The sequence below is a fragment of the Bradyrhizobium sp. 62 genome (assembly GCF_023073035.1).
Classification (GTDB): domain Bacteria; phylum Pseudomonadota; class Alphaproteobacteria; order Rhizobiales; family Xanthobacteraceae; genus Bradyrhizobium.
In genome coordinates, this window is sequence record NZ_JADPIT010000022.1 from 29,349 (window position 1) to 47,343 (window position 17,995).

The 17,995-nt window shown below is 64.8% G+C and carries 15 protein-coding genes; 6 read left to right on the forward strand and 9 right to left on the reverse strand.

Translation table 11 applies throughout. From position 1 onward, the window contains the following. Positions 1-273 precede the first annotated feature (273 nt). On the forward strand, positions 274-1,824 hold the full coding sequence (locus IVB47_RS23220) for a hypothetical protein (RefSeq protein ID WP_247464623.1): 1,551 nt from the start codon (positions 274-276) through the stop codon (positions 1,822-1,824). Positions 1,825-1,923: 99 nt separating this feature from the next. After that, the gene (locus IVB47_RS23225; protein WP_197031092.1) at positions 1,924-2,088 is read left to right on the forward strand and encodes a hypothetical protein; all 165 of its coding nucleotides are present in this window, start codon (positions 1,924-1,926) and stop codon (positions 2,086-2,088) included. Positions 2,089-2,097: 9 nt separating this feature from the next. Here the strand turns inward: IVB47_RS23225 and IVB47_RS23230 are convergent, their stop codons facing one another. From IVB47_RS23230 to putA, 3 genes are all read right to left on the reverse strand, one after another. Further along, positions 2,098-2,745 carry a glutathione S-transferase family protein gene (locus IVB47_RS23230; protein WP_027565239.1) on the reverse strand — a complete coding sequence of 216 codons (648 nt, stop codon included), beginning with the start codon at positions 2,743-2,745 and terminating at the stop codon, positions 2,098-2,100. Between the two features lie 231 nt (positions 2,746-2,976). Then, positions 2,977-4,182 carry a CoA transferase gene (locus IVB47_RS23235; protein WP_247464626.1) on the reverse strand — a complete coding sequence of 402 codons (1,206 nt, stop codon included), beginning with the start codon at positions 4,180-4,182 and terminating at the stop codon, positions 2,977-2,979. 114 nt (positions 4,183-4,296) lie between these two features. Further along, positions 4,297-7,308 (reverse strand): bifunctional proline dehydrogenase/L-glutamate gamma-semialdehyde dehydrogenase PutA, encoded by a 3,012-nt coding sequence (putA, locus tag IVB47_RS23240; RefSeq protein WP_247464629.1) that lies wholly within the window; start codon positions 7,306-7,308, stop codon positions 4,297-4,299. Between the two features lie 114 nt (positions 7,309-7,422). Here putA and IVB47_RS23245 point away from each other — a divergent pair, with 114 nt between their 5' ends. Then, on the forward strand, positions 7,423-7,884 hold the full coding sequence (locus tag IVB47_RS23245) for an Lrp/AsnC ligand binding domain-containing protein (protein WP_007596520.1): 462 nt from the start codon (positions 7,423-7,425) through the stop codon (positions 7,882-7,884). 171 nt (positions 7,885-8,055) lie between these two features. On the opposite strand, the gene IVB47_RS23250 is transcribed toward IVB47_RS23245, so the two are convergent. The 4 genes from IVB47_RS23250 to IVB47_RS23265 all read right to left on the reverse strand — a co-directional run bounded on the left by IVB47_RS23250 (position 8,056) and on the right by IVB47_RS23265 (position 11,853). Continuing rightward, positions 8,056-8,256 (reverse strand): cold shock domain-containing protein, encoded by a 201-nt coding sequence (locus IVB47_RS23250; RefSeq protein ID WP_007596519.1) that lies wholly within the window; start codon positions 8,254-8,256, stop codon positions 8,056-8,058. A gap of 208 nt (positions 8,257-8,464) precedes the next feature. Further along, positions 8,465-8,773, reverse strand: a complete 309-nt coding sequence (locus tag IVB47_RS23255) for a cytochrome c (protein WP_247464630.1) — start codon at positions 8,771-8,773, stop codon at positions 8,465-8,467. An 11-nt stretch (positions 8,774-8,784) separates the two neighbouring features. Continuing rightward, positions 8,785-9,984 (reverse strand): molybdopterin-dependent oxidoreductase, encoded by a 1,200-nt coding sequence (locus IVB47_RS23260; protein WP_247464633.1) that lies wholly within the window; start codon positions 9,982-9,984, stop codon positions 8,785-8,787. Between the two features lie 135 nt (positions 9,985-10,119). Further along, positions 10,120-11,853 carry an adenylate/guanylate cyclase domain-containing protein gene (locus IVB47_RS23265; RefSeq protein ID WP_247464637.1) on the reverse strand — a complete coding sequence of 578 codons (1,734 nt, stop codon included), beginning with the start codon at positions 11,851-11,853 and terminating at the stop codon, positions 10,120-10,122. A gap of 296 nt (positions 11,854-12,149) precedes the next feature. Between IVB47_RS23265 and IVB47_RS23270 the strand changes: the two genes are divergently transcribed. Then, positions 12,150-13,814, forward strand: coding sequence for a glycosyltransferase family 39 protein (locus IVB47_RS23270; protein WP_247464753.1), 1,665 nt, complete (start codon positions 12,150-12,152; stop codon positions 13,812-13,814). On the opposite strand, the gene IVB47_RS23275 is transcribed toward IVB47_RS23270, so the two are convergent. Then, positions 13,723-14,751, reverse strand: a complete 1,029-nt coding sequence (locus tag IVB47_RS23275) for a TIGR01620 family protein (RefSeq protein WP_247464640.1) — start codon at positions 14,749-14,751, stop codon at positions 13,723-13,725. The two genes, IVB47_RS23270 and IVB47_RS23275, sit on opposite strands and share 92 nt — an antisense overlap. Continuing rightward, positions 14,748-16,217, reverse strand: coding sequence for a YcjX family protein (locus IVB47_RS23280; RefSeq protein ID WP_247464643.1), 1,470 nt, complete (start codon positions 16,215-16,217; stop codon positions 14,748-14,750). The genes IVB47_RS23275 and IVB47_RS23280 overlap by 4 nt, the downstream gene beginning before the upstream one ends. A gap of 178 nt (positions 16,218-16,395) precedes the next feature. Between IVB47_RS23280 and IVB47_RS23285 the strand changes: the two genes are divergently transcribed. Together IVB47_RS23285 and IVB47_RS23290 are read left to right on the forward strand one after the other, a co-directional pair. Continuing rightward, positions 16,396-17,091, forward strand: a complete 696-nt coding sequence (locus IVB47_RS23285; RefSeq protein ID WP_027565229.1) for a hemolysin III family protein — start codon at positions 16,396-16,398, stop codon at positions 17,089-17,091. A 56-nt stretch (positions 17,092-17,147) separates the two neighbouring features. After that, positions 17,148-17,942, forward strand: coding sequence for an SDR family oxidoreductase (locus IVB47_RS23290; RefSeq protein WP_247358072.1), 795 nt, complete (start codon positions 17,148-17,150; stop codon positions 17,940-17,942). Positions 17,943-17,995 lie beyond the last annotated feature (53 nt).

Below are 17,995 nucleotides of genomic sequence, written 5' to 3' on the forward strand. Positions count from 1 at the left end.
TCGAAGGCTGGGTGCTGCGCGACGTCTCCAACGGTGGTGCACTGGTCGAGGGCCGCGGTGGGCTCTACGAGGTTTATGCCGGTGACCCCATCCCGGGCGTTGGCCGTGTCGATGCGATCCGCCGTCAGGACGGCCGCTGGGTGGTCGTCACCAGCAAAGGACTGATCGTCGCGCGCTGAGCCGCTCATCATCCGACTTTCGAAGAGGCGCTTCACCACCAGGTGAAGCGCCTTTTTGCTTGAATAGTCGTCCCTGCGCGGTGTTACCTGAGGCATGAGCCGCGCCTTGCGAATTCTCGTTGCTGCTGCCGTATTTTTCGGCGGCATCGTGTCGTCATTGGCCGCGGAGAACGCGCAATTGGCGCGCGGCACGGCGATCACCGATCCCGATCTCCTGCGCGAGCTCGACCAGCACGACGCATTCACGATCTCGCGCCTGTTGTGGCCGGAGCGGAACGCGAACTTTCCCCTGACGACCGATCTGATGTTTTCGTGGCTGTCGCAGCTCAAGGAAATTCGCCCCGCAATCGACGCCGAGATCGACCGCTACGTCGCGCGGCAGAAGGCGGCATATTCGACCGAGACCATCGGCGTCGGCGAGGGCTTCGACGTACAATTGTTCGATCGGGCCAATCTGAAATCCCGCGACACCCGTTTCGTGCTGGCCGGCATCGTCAACCGCATGGACCGGGCCTATGTCTCGGAAGACTCTTGCGGCGAGATCAGGCTGATCTATCGTCTTGCGCGTTTCGAGACCAAACCGGACGGCGGCAGGACAGCCACGCGGCTGCCGATGACGCTCAATCTGGCGATGAAGGCGCGCGACGCGCGCCAGATGGACGGGAGCGGCAAGCGGATCACCTGCGCCGAGGTCGCGCGACGCTGGCTCGGCGATGGCGACTGGCAGGGGCTGATCGGCAGCGACTTCTTCCCTTACGATGCGACGCTCGATCGCATCGAGACCAACGTTCAGATCTCGGTTGCAGCGAAATCGGCGCTGCACGATTTCCGCTCCGACTATCTGCTCAAGGTGTTCAAGTACGACGCCGCCTCCAAGACGTTCGCGGAATCGACCCTGGAGAACCAGATCGACCGCGACCGCATTCTCGCCGACAATGATCTCCGGCGCGACTTCAGGGATTGGCTGCTTGCGCCCGACCATCTTCGCGACTTCGATCGCGGGACGGTGCTGATCCCGGAAAAATTCCTGGCCAAGGCTGCAATCGTGCCGACGCCCGCCGGCCTCGATGCTTCCCCGTTGCAGCCGGAGTTCGGGATGATGCAAGGGGAGGGCAACGGAGAGGGACAAGGCGAGCCGGTCTTCTCCGACAACGACGTGGTTGGTGCGCTGAAGCAGGCTGCGGCGCGTGGCATCGATCTGCAGAACGTCCGCTCGGTCGCGGGCTTCCAGCGCCGCCTCAACGATATCACCTGCGCCGGGTGCCACCAGACCCGCGGCATCGGCGGCTTTCATTTCCCGGGCGTCGATTGGCTCGCGGACAAGCCGTCCAATGCGACCATCGTGCCGGCTTCGCCGCATTTTCTTGGCGACCAGGTCCGCCGCCGCGACATCCTGACCGCGATGGCCGCAGGCAAACGTCCTGATTTCTCACGCGGATTTGCCAGCCGGCCGCAGACCCGCGGCAGCACTGAGCTGGCCGGGACCGAATATCAGGACGGCTGGGGCGCGCATTGTTCCCTGGAAAATGCGGGATCGGGATCGGCCGACAGGAGTTTTACGTCATGGAACTGTGCTAAAGGATTGACCTGTCAGGCTGCCGCGGCCTCGCGCCGCATCGGCATGTGCTTCATCAAGACGCGTTAGCGCGTGATCCGGACCCGGAGGGCCGCGCCAGCGCAAAGTGTGCAGCGGTTTTCCGAAGATCACGCGCAAGATAAAGCCCACAACCGGTTTGGATGACCCATGACGGACTCCAGCGAAGCCAACAAGGAGCGCAATCGCGAGATCGCGCAGAATGAAGAGGCCAAGCAGGTCACCGGCAGCATCCGCGTCAGCACCTGGGCTGTCACGGTCGTCGTCATCATCGGTGGAATCCTGTTCACGCTCGGCTGGCTGGCGCTGAAGTAGTCGGCACGCTCACTTCGCGTAGTTCGTCATCCGCTTGCCGGGCAGCAGCTCGTAGGCCGGCTTCCACCCGGGCAGTGCGGCCATGCGGCCAAGCCAGGCGTGGATGGCGGGATAGCTTTCCGCGAAATCGAAGCCGTGCTCGTCGCTCGGATAGTGCAGATAGGCCATCATCGAGATATCGGCGACGGTCGGCCTGGTGCCGATCGCGAATTCATTGTGCTGGAGATGGCCGTCGAGAATGCCGAGGAAGTCTTCGAGCCGCCTGCGAAAGTGTTTCAGCACCTGCGGATCGTTGCTTTGCGTGAAGGCGCGCATGAAGCGGTAGGTCGCCATGTAGCCGGTGAGCTTGTGGTTGTCCCAGAACAGCCAGCGCAGCAGCTCGAACTTTTCCTCCTCGGTCTCGGCACCGAAACGCCCGTACTGCTCGGTAAGCTTGAGCAGGAGAGGCGCGGTCTGCGTCATCTTCACACCGTCGACCTCGAGCACGGGAATCTCGCCCATCTCGTTCACGCTCTTGCGCCATTCCGGCGTGCGCGTGACGCCGCCGGCAAAGTCGGTCCAGACCGGCTCGAACCTCTCGCCGCAAAGCGTCAGCATCAGCGCCAGCTTGTAGCTGTTGCCGGATTCGGGGAAGTAGTGCAGGCGGTAGCTGGGCATGGGACCTCGCGATTACTTTGCCGACTATTATACCGCGATCTCCCGACATCGTCATTGCGAGCGTAGCGAAGCAATCCAGAAATGCGTCCGCGGCGGGATTCTGGATTGCTTCGCTGCGCTCGAAGATTCTGGATTGCTTCGCTTCGCGCTCGCAGCCTGGATTGCTTCGCTTCGCTCGCAATGCGAGCTGGGGCAATCACTCCGCCACCAGCGCATGTGGCAGCGTATTGCCTACCCCACCGCCCCCTGCGACCGCAGCTGCTTGATCGCCGCCTCGTCGTATCCCGCGCCGCGCAAAATCTCGTCACTGTGCTCGCCGACGCCGGGCGGCTTGCGCGGCTGCACTTTCTTGGCGCCGTCGATCCAGATCGGGCTGGAGATGGTGAGCATGGTGTCGTTCTCGAACGGCACCAGAACCTCGTTGTCGAGCATCTGCTTGTCGTTCGGGATGTCGTCCAGGATGCCGACGATGCCGAACACGAGTCCGTTGCCGTCGAGGATCTTGCGCCATTCGGCGAGATCCTTGGTTGCAAAGGTCTCGTCAAAGATCTTGATCAGTTCGACGGAGCGGGCGTGGCGGTCGGGTTTGGTAGCGAAACGCGGATCGGTGATGAGGTCTTCGCGGCCGAGACACCTGGCCAGCGTCGGAAACTGCTTCTCCTCGCTCAGCAGCGACAGGATCAGCCAGCGGCCGTCCTTGCACTGATAGTGGTTGGCGACCGCGTTCAACGCGCGTTCGCGCGGCCGCCGCTCGGCGAACTTGGCGCCGCAGAGCTTTGCCTGCGCCAGCACGCTCGCAGCCCACACGCCGTTCGCCATCAAATTGGAGGCGACATGTGAGCCCTTGCCGGTCTTCTCGCGCTGATACAGCGCGGTGACGATCGCGCCGTAGAACGCCATGGCGCAGGGATGGTCGCCCATGCCGGCGACCGAGCGGGCCGGCGTCGTGTCGGTGTCGGCGCGGACGAGGTCCATCAGGCCGGAGCGCGCCCAATAGGCGTTGCTGTCGAAGCCGGGCTTGTTGGCCTCTTCGCCTTTCTCGCCATAGCCGGTGAAGGAGGCGTAGATCAGGCGATGATTGAGATGGGCGAGGTGGTCATAGGTGATGCCGAGCTTGGTGCGCACCGGCGGCGGCATGTTGGTGATGAAGACGTCGGCCTCTTCCACGAGCTTGTAGAGCACGGCCTGCGCCTCCGGCTTTGCGAGGTCGAGCGCGATGCTCTTCTTGTTGCGGGCCTCCAGCAGCCAGGCGAAATTGTGCTCGCTGGTCGGATATCCCGGAATATTGGGCAGATTGCGGTAGGGATCGCCGGCACCGGGCGGTTCGATCTTGACGACGTCGGCGCCGAAATCCGACAGCACGGTCGCGGCCGCTGGCGCTGCGATGAAGCTCGCGCAATCCAGCACCTTGAGCCCTGCAAAAATGCCCTTTTCCATCGCGGAATTGCTCCCTAACTCGTGTTGTTTCCCGCGCGCTGGAATTGGCGAGGGCCACGTCACGGGCAGCATTAGACCGATGTTTCGGCGGGATGCAACGCTCCTCGCCGCGCCTCACTCATCCCCTGCGAGCAGGGCAGCGTTGCCGCCGGCTGCTGCGGTGTTGATCGTCACGGTCTGCTCGGTCGCAAAGCGCGCGAGGTAGTGCGGGCCACCGGCTTTCGGGCCGGTTCCGGACAGGCCGTTGCCGCCGAACGGCTGCACGCCGACCACGGCGCCGATCATGTTGCGGTTGACGTAGATGTTGCCGATCTGGACGCGGTCGACGATCGCCTCGATGGTATCGTCGATGCGGGAATGGATGCCGAGCGTCAGCCCGTAGCCGGTGCGCTCGATCGCCTGCAGGACGCATTCGAGATTTTCGGCAGGGTAGCGCACGACGTGGAGGATCGGGCCGAACACCTCCGAGGTCAGCTGGCCGGCATCCTCAAGCTCGAAAATATGCGGCGCCACGAAGCAGCCCTTCGGCGCGGTGCCGGCAAAGTGCAGCCGCGCCTCTCTCTTCATTCGTGCGATATGCGCATCGAGGCGCTGCTTGGCCTCGACATCGATCACCGGGCCGATATGGGTCGCGACGTCGCTGGCGTCGCCGATCTTCAACTCGCGCGCCGCGCCCGCGATCATCTCGATCATGCGGTCGGCGACGTCCTCCTGCACGAACAGCAGCCGCAGCGCCGAGCAGCGCTGGCCGGCGGAACGAAACGCCGAGGTGACGACATCGTCCGCGACCTGCTCGGGCAACGCAGTCGCATCCGCGACCATGGTGTTGATGCCGCCGGTCTCCGCGATCAGCGGCACGATCGGCCCGTCCTTGGCCGCCAGCGCCCGGTTGATGCTGCGCGCAACCTCGGTCGAGCCGGTGAAGACGATTCCGGCGATATCGGGGTGCGCCGTCAGCGCGGCGCCGATGCGGCCGTCGCCGGCGACGAGGTGCAGCGCGCTTGCGGGGATGCCGGCTTCGTGCAGCAGCCGCACCGCCTCGACCGCGATGCGCGGGGTCTGCTCCGCGGGCTTGGCCACCACGCTGTTGCCGGCCATCAGCGCCGCCGTGACCTGGCCGAGGAAGATCGCCAGCGGAAAATTCCATGGCGAGATCGCCACGAAGACGCCGCGGCCGCGCATGGCAAGCGCGTTGCTCTCGCCGGTCGGGCCCGGCATCGCCACATCGTTACCGAATAGCTTGCGGCCCTGCGCGGCATAATAGCGGCAGAAGTCGGTGGCCTCGCGCAGTTCCGACAGCGCATCGTCGAGCGTCTTGCCGCCCTCGCGTTGCAGCAGCGCGATGAAATGGGGCGCGCGGTTCTCCAGAAGATGCGCTGCCTGCTCCAGCGCCACCGCGCGCGTGGCTGCGGGTGTCCGGCTCCAGGCGGCAAAGCCGGCGCGCGCTGCAGCCACTGCCGCATTGGCCTGATCCGGCGTTGCCTCAGTGACAGGTTTGAAGTCAATCGTCTCGGCCTTGACCTCGGTCAGCAACCGCTCGAGCGCGGCGCGCGCGCCGAATTCGACGCCGCGCGAATTGCGCCGTTCTGGCGCGAACAGATCGCCCGGCAGCGGAATTTTCGGATGGGACGCCTGCTGCGGCCGGACGACGGCATCCGCCGGGCGTTGCAACAGCGCCGTAACCGGCACGCGGTAATCGGACGCCTGTGCCACGAAGGAGGAATTCGCACCGTTCTCCAACAATCGCCGCACCAGATAAGCGAGCAGGTCGCGATGGCTGCCGACCGGGGCGTAGGTGCGGTAGGCGATTTCGGGGTGATCCTTGGCGAGCTGCTCGTAGAGCGCCTCGCCCATGCCATGCAGGCGCTGAAATTCGAAGCCGCCGTTGACGCCGGCAAGCTCCAGCACGGTCGCCACGCTCAGCGCGTTGTGGGTGGCGAATTGCGGGAAGATCCGTGGCCGCAGACTCAACAGCTTTTGAGCGCAGGCGACGTAGTTCAGATCCGTCATCGCCTTGCGGGTGAACACGGGATAGCCGTCGAGCCCGCGCTCCTGCGCGCGCTTGATCTCGGTGTCCCAATAGGCGCCCTTGACCAGCCGCACCATCAGCGTGCGGTCATGCGTGCGGGCGAGCGCATCGACATAGTCGATCACGTCGCCGGCGCGCTTCTGATAAGCCTGGATCGCGAGGCCAAATCCGTCCCAGCCGGCAAGCGAGGGATCGGCGAGCGTCGCCGCGATCACGTCGAGGGACAATTCCAGCCGGTCGGCTTCCTCGGCATCGACAGTGAAGTTGAGATCATGGACCTTGGCGCGCTGCGCCAGGTCCAGCAGTTGCGGCACCAGTTCGCTCATCACGCGGTCGCGGCTGATCGCCTCGAAGCGCGGATGCAGCGCCGAGAGCTTGACGGAGATGCCGGGCCGGTCGGGCAGGGGATGGTTGCCGGCCGCCTTGCCGATCGTCTCGATGGCACTGGCATAGGCGTCGAAATAGCGCCTGGCGTCGGTGGCCGTGCGCGCGCCTTCGCCGAGCATGTCGAAGGAATAGCGCGCCCTCTCACCCGAGCGCGGCCGGGCCCGCTCCAGGGCCTGCGCGATGGTCTCCCCCAGCACGAAATGATTGCCCATCAGCCGCATCGCCTGGCGCGTGGCGGTGCGCACGGCCGGTGCGCCCAGCCGCTTCACGAGACGGCCGATGGTGCCGTCGGGCGTCTCGCCGGGCTGGATCACCCGCGCCGAGAGGCCCAACGCCCAGGCCGAGGCGTTGACCAGGAACGCCGTGGACTTGGTCTCGTGGTGGATGAAGTCGCCCTCGCCGAGCTTGTCCTCGATGAACTGGTCGGCGGTGCGCGCGTCAGGCACGCGTAGCAGCGCCTCCGCCAGCACCATCAAAGCGAGGCCTTCCTTGGTCGAGAGCGCGAACTCCCGCAGCATGTCCTCTACCCCGCCAAGACCGCCGCCAAGCCGATCGTCGCGCTTGCGGATGGCTTCGATCAGCCGTGTCGCGGTGCGATCGATCCGCGCCTCCTGCGGCGGGCCGAGATGCGCAGACGGCAAAAGGCGCGCGGCGATATCGGCATCATCGGGCGTGTAGGTTGCGGAGAAGGGAGGCGGAATGTTCGGCATGGCGTGTCCTGTGGCTCCGATCCAGGATAATGCCGGCGTTACCTTAGCTCGATAGACAATTTAGCTGATCTGGCTTAGGAAATGAAGCCTCGCAGCCATTTAACCTCATAAAGTATGGAATTAGATCGCACAGACCGGAAGATCCTCTCGATTTTGCAGCAGGACGGGCGAATCGCCAATGTCGAGCTCGCGGAGCGCATCGGGCTGTCGCCGACCTCGATCGGCGAGCGGCTGAAGCGTTTGCAGCGAGAGGGCTTTATCGAGGGCTATGGGGCGCGGCTCAACCCGCACCGGCTCGGCCTTGGGCTCCTGGTGTTCGTCGAAGTGCTGCTCGACAAGACCACGCCTGATAATTTCGAGCGTTTTGCCCGCGCGGTGAAACTCGCGCCCGAGGTGCTGGAGTGTCACATGGTTGCCGGCGGCTTCGACTATCTTGTGAAGGCGCGGCTGGCAGACATGACCGCGTATCGGCGCTTCCTCGGCGAGACCTTGCTGTCGATGCCCGGCGTGCGCGAAACGCGAACCTATGCGGTGATGGAAGAGATCAAGCGCGACGCACCATTGCCGGTGGACTAACGAAGTGCTGTCGCGACTGTCATTGCTGTGGCGTTGAACGGGCGATCTTCGCGGGACAAATAGTTCTCCGTGTGCAATCGCAACGCCTGTCGTCGAATGCACTGACCGTCTTCTGAAATTTTCTTGGCCCGGCTCCCGGATCGATCCGGGAGTTAGCGAAAGCCGCCGGGCTTATACTTTGAGGTTCTCTGCGGAGCTTTTGCCTCGGTTTGCGATCTCTTCATATTCCACCGTCTGCCCTTCGTTCAGGGACGACAGGCCGGCTTTCTGCACTGCCGAGATATGCACGAACACATCCTTGCCGCCCGACGCAGGCTGGATAAATCCATAACCCTTCGTCGGGTTGAACCACTTGACCGTACCTTTAGCCATCACGACTTCTCCGCGGGTCTTCCTCCGAGATCGCGAACCGCCAGTCCCCGCCAACCGGCCGGTTCGGTCCTAATACGATACGCGGAATGTGGCTGGCTTGGTAGCTCAAACCACATCCGCCTTTCGCCGAATTCCGCTCAACTTCGCGGCGTTTTTGCCGGATTTGCCCGTTTCGCGGTCACTTGGTCCGCGCGCCGCGTGCCATCCGTCAATAAGTCGCGGCCAGATAATCGACGATCTTGCCGACCTCGGCATCGTCGATCGGCGCGCCATAGACCTTGATCATCTTGGTGACCTCGGCCTGCCAGAAACCTTTCTTGTCCTTCATCGGCGGCTGCGTGTTGATGTAGTCGGCGGAGTGGCAGGCGCTGCAATTGCCCTGCACGACTTCAAGATTGGGGCCGGGCTTGAACGCCGCGACCTCATCGGGGGTCTTGTAATTGACCGGTGCTGCAAGTGCAGAACCCACCACGGCGGCGAGTGCGAGCGAAATGGCGAGAAGAGCGGTGCGCTGCATGATCATTCCCCTCAAGCCACGGTGACGCGGACGGTTTCGACGACGTTGCGCAAGTAACCCGCCGGATTCCAGCGCGGCGTATCCGGCTGGGTTTCGCCACCATTGCCGGTGGCGCGCACCTTGAGCTCGTAGGAGCCCGCCGCGAGCTTCACCGGCAGCGTCCATTCACGGAACGAGTATTTGCCAAGGTCCTTGCCGAGCTTGGCGCCGGTCCAGGTCTTGCCGCCGTCGGTGGAGACCGCGACCTCCTTGATGCCCTTTCCGCCGTCGAAGGCGATGCCGCGTAGCGTCGTGCCGCCTGCTTTCAGCTTGGCTCCGTCGGGGACGCTGGTGATGAAGGAACGGATGGTGAAGCGGTTGATCGGGATCGTCGCCTTCGGTGCGGTGCCCGGCTCGACCGCATTGTTCGGCGTGTCCGGAATGCGATAGGCCGACTTCATCCAGAAGCCGTCATAGACATTGTCGATGACGGTGATCTCGTTGACGTGCTTGACCCAATAGGTGCCGAAATAGCCGGGCACGATCAGGCGCAGCGGAAAGCCGTTGAGGAACGGCAGGTCCTCGCCGTTCATGCCATAGGCCAGCATCACCTCGCCGTCGCTGGCGTGATCGATATCGAGCGCCTTGACGAAATCGGGCGTCTTGTCGCTGACCGGACCGTCCATGCCGTTGAAGGTGACCTGCTTGGCGCCGCTCTGCACGCCCACCATCGCCAGCACGGCCTTCAGCGGCACGCCGCGCCATCGCGCATTGCCCATCGCGCCGTTGGCGAGCTGGCCGCCGGCGACGCGCGGATACAGGAAGCCGCGGCTGTTGCCGGAGCACTGGTTGACGGCGACGATCTCGGTCGCCTTCATCTTCCTTATGTCCTTCAGCGACAGCTTGAGCGGCTTGTCGACCTTGCCCTTGACCTCGAGAGTGAACTTGTCGGGGTCGAGACTGTAAGGCAGGTCGGACAGGTGATAGCGCACGAAGAACGCGTTATTCGGCGTGATCGGGCCGTCGTTGAACACCGCGAACGGCGTCTCGAGCTGCGGCGGGCGACTGGTCAGGCCGATCATCGGCCGCTTCTGCGGATATTTCACCAAGGGCCGTTCGCCATTGGCGAAGGGCAGGGCGACGGTGTCGAGTGCCAGCGCTTTGGTCGAGTTCAGTGCAGTCGTAACAGCGGCAAGGCCCGCTCCTTTGAGCAGGTCGCGTCGATCGAACATGTGGTCTCCTCCCGGAGCTTTTCGGTGGATCACGGTCATCACCGCGATCTCGCACTCATGTGTCGCAACGACTCAGTTGAAGTCAATTCGTGCTTTCGCAGCAGGCCCATGCCGCTGCGTTGCAGCAAGCCGGTGTTACGCCGCGACGCGTTCGCCGCGATCGACGAGCGCCGACAGCTCCCTCGCGTCCGCAACCACACGCACGGCCATCGGTTCGTCGCGGCCGCGGATCGCGACCTCCTGCTGCGGCAGCGCATCGTCGGCAAGGCCCGCGGTGCGGCGGACTTCCTCCGAGACGATCGCTTCGCAAGCCAGTGTCTTGGTCATGTCCTGGAGGCGGGCCGCGACGTTGACGGCGTCGCCCAGCGCCGTGAACACGATGTGATCGCGATAGCCGATGTCGCCGATGATGACCTCGCCGCCATGGATGCCGATGCCGAAGCGGATCGGCTGACGCAGATCGTGACTCAGGAGCTCGTTGAGCTCGTCGATTTGCCTGGCGATGCCAGCGGCGGCCTTCAGCGCCTGCCGGCAGGCGGTTTGCGGATCGGCGCTCAGCCCGAACAGCGCCAGCATGCCGTCGCCGACGAACTGGTTCGGCTGGCCGCCATTCTCGATCACGGCCTGCGAGACGGCGCCGAGGAAGCGGTTGACGATGAACACGGTGTCGAACGGCAGCCGCTTCTCGGCCAGCTGCGTCGAGCCGCGCATGTCCACGAACAGGCTGACGAGATAGCGCTCCTGGCCGATTCTGGCGGGCGTCGAGGCCTGTGTGCTCGCCGTCAGGGTATGCGCGGTGAAAAGCTGGAAGAAGGAGAGATCCGACGTCGGCCGCAGCTGGCAGGCCAGCCTGATCGAGGGATCGCTGGTGCCGACGCGGGTGAGCACGAACGCCTCGCGCTGCGACGGCTCGGGCAGGGCGTCATGATCGCCGATGATGCGGATGCGACACGTCGAGCAGCGGGCGCGGCCGCCGCAGACGCTGGCATGCGGCACATTGTGGCGCAGGCTCGCCTCCAGCACGGAGAGGCCCTTTGGGACGCGCACCGTCTTGCCGTTGCCGTAGGACAGCGCGATCATGCCACCGCGTCGTTCGCGCAAGGCCCGCACGCCGCGTGCGGCGAGCGCCAAGGCGAGCAATCCGAGATAACCGGCGGTGAGGCCGCCGGTGATGCGGTCGAGCGTCGTGGCCTCGGCAGCCGTGCCGACCTGGCGGCGCGTGAGATGGTGCGTCCGCCATTCCCCGTCGTCGGCCTCGACCTCGACGCTGCGGCCACCCTGGTAGACACCCAGCAGCGACAGCGTCGGGATCAGCACGGCCGCCGCGAGCAGATAGGGCGCCGCGCGCGTGAAGAACGGTTTGAGACGAAGCCAGAAATAGATGCCGATGCAGCCGTGCACCCAGGCGATGAGAAGCAGGATCGTCATGGTCCAGATGCGGTTCGACGCAACGAAGAACAGATAGAGTTCCTGCGGATAGAGCTTTTGGTGCCCGTACAGCGTCTGGCCGAGCCGCACGCCGATCACGTGCCCCATGACCAGCGCGGGGATGCTCAAGCCCAGCACGAGCTGCAGCGGCTCGACCGTCCGCCAGCGGAACTGCCGGCGCTGATACAGTGCATAGATGCCGAGCCCCATATGCGTGAGCGCCGCCGTGTAGAACGTGATCGCAACCGGCAGGAACTGCCAGAACAGCGTGTGGTAGTAGACCCCGATCTCCATGGCATCGACCGAGATGTTGCCGAGCGCATGGTTGAGGAAATGGCTGACCACATAGGCGAACAGGATGACGCCGCAGACCAGCCGCACCTGGCGCACGCTGATGGCGCGGGAAAGCTCGGAAAATCGTGAGGATGCGGTTGCGGCCATGATTCTGTTGTATCAGTTCATGAAGGAGAACAGCCAGCATCGCGTTTAATTCCGGGGATGGCCAGCTTGCGGGATCACATCCGCGGCAGGGTGACGAAATCGTAGGGTGGGAAGGCGTCTTGGCGCCGTGCCCACCAATCGGCACTTGTGGTGGGCACGCTTCGCTTTGCCCACCCCACAGTCTCCTCGTCGGGGCTGGGATCGCGACAGCGGAATAGGTCGATCCGTCCCCAACATTGACTCCCCCTCCCAGGTTGGCGAAAAGCGCCGCCGTGACGACAGCTCCCGACATCACGATGCCCCCCGTAGGCGCGGCGCGCCGGCCGCTCGTCATGGCCGCGGCGATCATTGCTGCGATGACGCTGCTGCGCATGGTCTACGCCTCCGCAATCGAGCTGCGTACGGACGAGGCCTATTACTGGACGTGGTCGCAGGAGACGGCGCTCAGTTTCCTGGATCATCCCCCCGGCATCGCCTGGCTGATCCGGTTCGGCACCGCGATCTTCGGCGACACCCCGCTCGGTGTGCGCTTCGGCGGCATCGTCGCGATGCTGGTGACGCAGCTCCTGCTCGCCGATATCGTCCGCCGCCTCACCCATGATGTGCGCGCCGTCGTGCTCGCGGTGCTGATGCCGGAGGCCGCGCTCTATTACGGCCTGCTAATGGCCAAGGTCGCGCCCGATGTCGCCATGATCCCGTTTGCGGTGGCGATGATGTGGTGCCTGGTGCGGCTTGCGCTGGGCGGCGACGGCCGCTGGTGGCTCGCGGCCGGCCTGTTCGCCGGATTGGCGATGCTGTCGAAATTTACCGTGATCATGTTCGCGCCAGCGGTTGCCGCCTTTCTGCTGGTGCCGGATTGGCGCTGGCGCTGGCTGCGCAGCCCCTATCCGTATCTCGCGGTCCTGATCGCAATCGCCGTATTCTCGCCCGTCCTGATCTGGAACGTGCAACACGACTGGGCCGCGATCCGCTTCCAGGGCGTGCGCGCCACCACCAGCTACGGCATCTCGCTCCGCACCTTCGGCGACTACATCGGCCTGCAATTCGGACTGGTCGGCTTCGTCATGCTGCCGGTGGTGCTGACGGGGGTGGTGATGACGGCGTGGCGCGGCTATCGCACGCGCGAGCCGGTCGCGATTTTGTTGTCGACCGCGGTCCTGGTGCCGTTTCTCTATTTCCTCGCGAAATCCCTGACCCTCCGCGTCGGCGACACCTGGCCGATGTTCATGTGGCCGGTGGGTTTCGCCGCCGCCGCCGTCAACCTCACCATGCTGTCGGGCGAAGGAAGATCGGCGCGGATGGTCAGGGCGTCGCTGTTCTGGGCCAACACGGCAGTGGTCTCGGGCATCGCCTTTGTCGTCATCGTGTTCTTCTATTACGTCGCCGCGCCCTGGAATTTGCTCGGCAAGATCGATCCGGTCGGCGCTGAATCCGGCTACGAGCAGGTCGCCGCGCGCGCACAGGCCGCATTGGACGAGACCGGCGCGACCTGGATCGCCACGACGGACTACCGCACCTATGCCATGATGCGCTGGCTGTTCAGGGGCCGCGTGCCCGTGATCGAGATCAACGAGCGCGGCCGCTTCCAGGACTTTCGTGATCCCGGCATGGATCGGATCAAGGGCCACGCCGGCATTTATGTCGGACGCGAGCCGGACAACCGCTCATCGCTGTGGGAGAACATCCCCGCCAGGCGCGAGTCGCTTGGTCAAGTCGAACGCCGCTGGCGCGGTCTCGTGATGGACAATTATGTGCTGGAGAAGCTCTCAGGCTGGACGCCGGAGCTGTCGCCGCCGACGAACTCGCCGCTGTTCCAGTGGCGCGTGCTGGCTTTCGTCTCCCCGCAAGCGTGGGACGGCAAACAGAATGCTACTCCTCCTCGTCCTTCTTCCGCAGCAGATCCGTGGCGAGATCCGACAGCTTCGGCGGCGGCAGTGCCGCGAACGGCAGCGGCCGGGTGACGTCGATCGCGGCGAGGCCCAGCCGCGCCGTCAGCAATCCATTCAGCATGCCTTCGCCCAGCCGCTGCGACAGCTTCGCCGCAATGCCGTGGCCGAGCATCTGCTGCACCAGGCTGTCGCTCGCCGCTATGCCGCCGGTGATGGCGAGGTGGGCGATGACGTGGCGGAGCAGGCGGATCATGCCGAGTGCGCCGGGGCGGCCGCCATAGAGAAAAGCGAGCTGGCGGATCAGGCGCAGCGACGCCACGAACACGAACAACACGTCGATCAACGCGCGCGGCGAGACCGCCGTGACGATCGAGACCTTCTGCGCGGCTGACGACACCAGCCGCCGCGCCTCGATGTCCAGCGGCGACATCAATTCGCGCTCGGCGAGCCGGATCATGTCGGCGCCGTCGATGATCTCCCCGGCGTGGCTCTCTAGTGCGGCACGGGCGCGCGCGAGCTGCGGGTTCTGATGTGCGATCTTGAGCAGATCCTGCACGATGATTCGGCTCTCCTTGCGATCGTCGCTGGCAAGGACGGCGGCCGCGCGCTGATGTAGCTTTTCGATCGTTGCCAGCCTCGCCAGCCCGAACGCCTCGCGTCCGGTCACCACCGCGAGCGCAAGCGCGGTGATGAAGGCAAGCGCCAGTCCGACGAAGCCGAGGCTTTCGCTGCGCGCAAACAGATCTTCGATCAGACGGACAACGCCGAGTCCGACCCCGAGCAGCGTCAGCCCGGCAACGCCGGACCAGAACAATGTGCCCCAGGGAAAGCCGCGCCGCGCCGGAAGCGTCGCTGCGATCGGCACCGGCAAATTCGCCGGATCGGGCTCCGGCGTGATCTGGATGGTGGTGCGACCGAGCCGGGTCGTCTCGTCGGCTTCGGTGACGACAACACCGGGGTCGTCGAGCCGGAACGTTGCCGGCCGCCGTGACTTTGATCGGTCGTTCATGACAATTTGTCTCCGATCAGGAACTGCAAGGCACGGTCGAGGCGGATGTGAGGCAGCGCCGGCTGGTCAGCCCCCTCGCGTTCGAGCTTTGGCGGGCGAAAGCGCAGGAAGCGAAAATCGCTCTTCTCGGCGGCCTCGGTCGACAGCCCTCGGAACGCATCGGTGCCGTTGAAGAGGGGTTCGGGATCGAGCGGAAGGTCGCCCGGAAAGGTTGCCACCTCGGTGTTGCCGTCGAAGAACTCGCCGCCGGCGCTTTCGCCGGCGGCCGGCGTTCCCAGGATGGACGGCAATTTGTCACGGCCATGCGCGACCTGCGCCTCGCGCGTGGCGCGGACGGCGGCGAGCGCGACGACGTCGATCGCCGCGCCGGTAGTTTCCGCGCGCGCAACCGCGTGGGTGACCGCGCGGCGCAGCACGGCCTCGAGCCGGTCATGGCTGGAATGATGCAGATGATCCGCCTTGGTCGCCGCGAACAGAACGCGGTCGATCCGCGGCCGGAACAGGCCGGAGAGGATCGTGCTGCGGCCGATGTTGAAGCAGTCGAGAATGCCCGCGAGCGCGGCTTCGAGATCGTGCAGCGCTTCGGGGCCGGCGTTGAACGCGGCGAGCGCGTCGGCCAGCACGATCTGGCGATCGAGCCGGGCAAAATGATCCCGGAAGAACGGCCGCACCACGACGTCCTTGTAGGCCTCATAGCGGCGCACCATCATCGCCCAGAGCGATCCCTCCGGCGCCTGGCCGCCCGCGGGAACGTCGAGCGGCGCAAAGGTCAGCGCCGGTGTGTCGGCGAGATTGCCCGGCATCAGGAAGCGGCCGGGCGGCAGCAGGCTCATCGCAAACCGCTCGTCGCGGCAGCCTTGCAAATAGCCCCTGAACAGCTTCGCGGCCGTGAGCGTCGCCTGCTCGTCCTCGCGCGCCTCGGGCTTGAGCGTTGCGAGATGCGCGTGCCAGTCCGCAGCCAGATGCACGCGCGGCGCCTCGCGCGACAACGCAAGGCTTTCGGCGGACCATTGCTCGAAACTCTTCTGGAGCAGCGGCAGGTCGAGCAGCCACTCGCCGGGATAGTCGACGATGTCGAGCGTCAGCGTGCGGTCGGCGCCGTTCGGGCGCTGGTAGTCGATGACGAGCCTGAGCTCGCTGATGTCGACAGTCGAGCTCGGCCAGCGCCGCTCCTCGATCAGCGCGCGCAGATGGCTCTCATAGGCAAAGCGCGGCACGGCGTCGTCCGGCTGCGGCGCCAGATGCGCCCGCGCGATCCGCCCGGATGAATAGGCCTCGAATACCGGAAACCGCCCACCGCGCGTCAGACCATGGATCAGCGCGGTGATGAACACCGTCTTGCCGGCCCGCGACAGGCCTGTGACCCCGAGCCGCACCGTCGGGTTGAAGAAGTGCCCGCCATAGTCGATCAGCGCCCTCGCCGACAACCGCGCTTCTTCGACCATATCCTGGAAACTGAATGCCATTTGAACGTTAAGTGATCTCGGCGGGAGAAAATGTGTGACCGATCACAAAAGTGGCAATTGCGTGGGGAAAATCAAGCTTCATACTTCCACCTCCTTTGTCGGCAAATCACCCGTTTGAACGACGCGCCGGTCCCGAAACACCCATACAAGAGGGTATTGTCTCACCTTGCGGATTGCCATGACCGTCTTCCAACTGAAACAGCTCGCATCCTCCTCCGTCCACGCAGCCGCCGACGCGGTCGGCTGGCATTACGACCGCGCCGAGCTGATCGCAGACGGCGTGATCCACGCGATCGGCGTGCTCTGCGGCATCATTGCCGCGACCGTGCTGGTGGTGCTGACGGTGCTCTTTGCCGACGCGACCGACATCGTCGGCGTCACGATCTACGTCGCCGGCCTGCTCTCGATGCTGGTGTTGTCGGCGACCTATAATCTCTGGCCGGTCTCGCCGGCCAAATGGCTGCTGCGGCGCTTCGACCATTCGGCGATCTATCTCCTGATCGCGGCGACCTACACGCCATTCATCCTGGAGGTGAAGGACAGTGGGGTCGCGCTGGTGCTGCTCGCCGGCGTCTGGTGCGTGGCACTCCTCGGCATCGTGCTGAAACTTCTCTACCCTGGGCGGTTCGACCGCGTCGCGGTCGGCATCTACCTCGCGATGGGCTGGAGCGGCATCATGCTCTACGATTCCGTGGTCAAGGCGCTGCCTGCGCTGGTGCTGGGCTTCATCCTTGCGGGTGGACTGCTCTACAGCTTTGGCGTGATCTTCCATGCCTGGCGGCGGCTGCGCTTCCAGAATGCGATTTGGCACGGCTTTGTCTTGGCCGGCGCGGCGTGCCATTATACCGCGGTGCTCGACCTCGTGTTGAGCTGAGCAAGCTCCGCGAAGCGGAATAAGCCCAAACGGTATAAGACAAGAGGAGACGTCGCATGCAGGTGACCGGCAAGGTCGTGGTCGTCACGGGCGGCGCCAACGGCATCGGCAAGGCGCTGTGCGAGGCGTTTCACAAGGCTGGTGCGGCCAAGGTCGTCGTCGCCGACATGGACGCGGACAATGCGCGGGCGGTCGCAGCCACGGTGGATGGCGCGGCCTTCAAATGCGATGTCGCGCAGGAAAAGGATATTTCCCACGTCATTGAGGAGACCGAGCGGCAGTTCGGCCCGATCGAATTGTTCTGCTCCAATGCCGGCATCGGCGGCGGCTTCGACCCGATGTCGGTCAATGCCGGCGGCGCCTCGGACGAGCCTTGGCAGCGCAGCTGGGCTATCCACGTCATGGCGCATGTCTATGCGGCGCGGCATCTGATCCCGCGCATGAAGGCGCGCGGCGGCGGCTATTTCCTCAACACGATCTCGGCCGCGGGACTGCTGTCGCAGGTCGGCAGTCCGGCTTACTCCACCACCAAACATGCCGCGGTCGGCTTTGCCGAAAATCTCGCGATCTCTCACAAGGCGCACAACATCCGTGTCTCGATCCTCTGCCCCCAGGGCGTCGATACCAACATGCTGCGCTCGATTCCCAAGGGCCCGCAATCCGGCGACGGCGACCTCTCGCCCGAGCAGGTCGCCAAGGACGTGCTCGCCGGCCTCGAACAGGAGACGTTCCTGATCCTGCCGCACCCGCAGGTGCTCGGCTACATGCGCAAGAAGACCGAGAATTACGACCGCTGGATCGGCGGCATGGCCAAGATCCAGGCCAGGATGCGCGACGAGTTCGGGACGTAGGGAAGAGGCGCGCCACGACCTCCGGTGTCGTCCTGGCGAAGGCCAGGACCCAT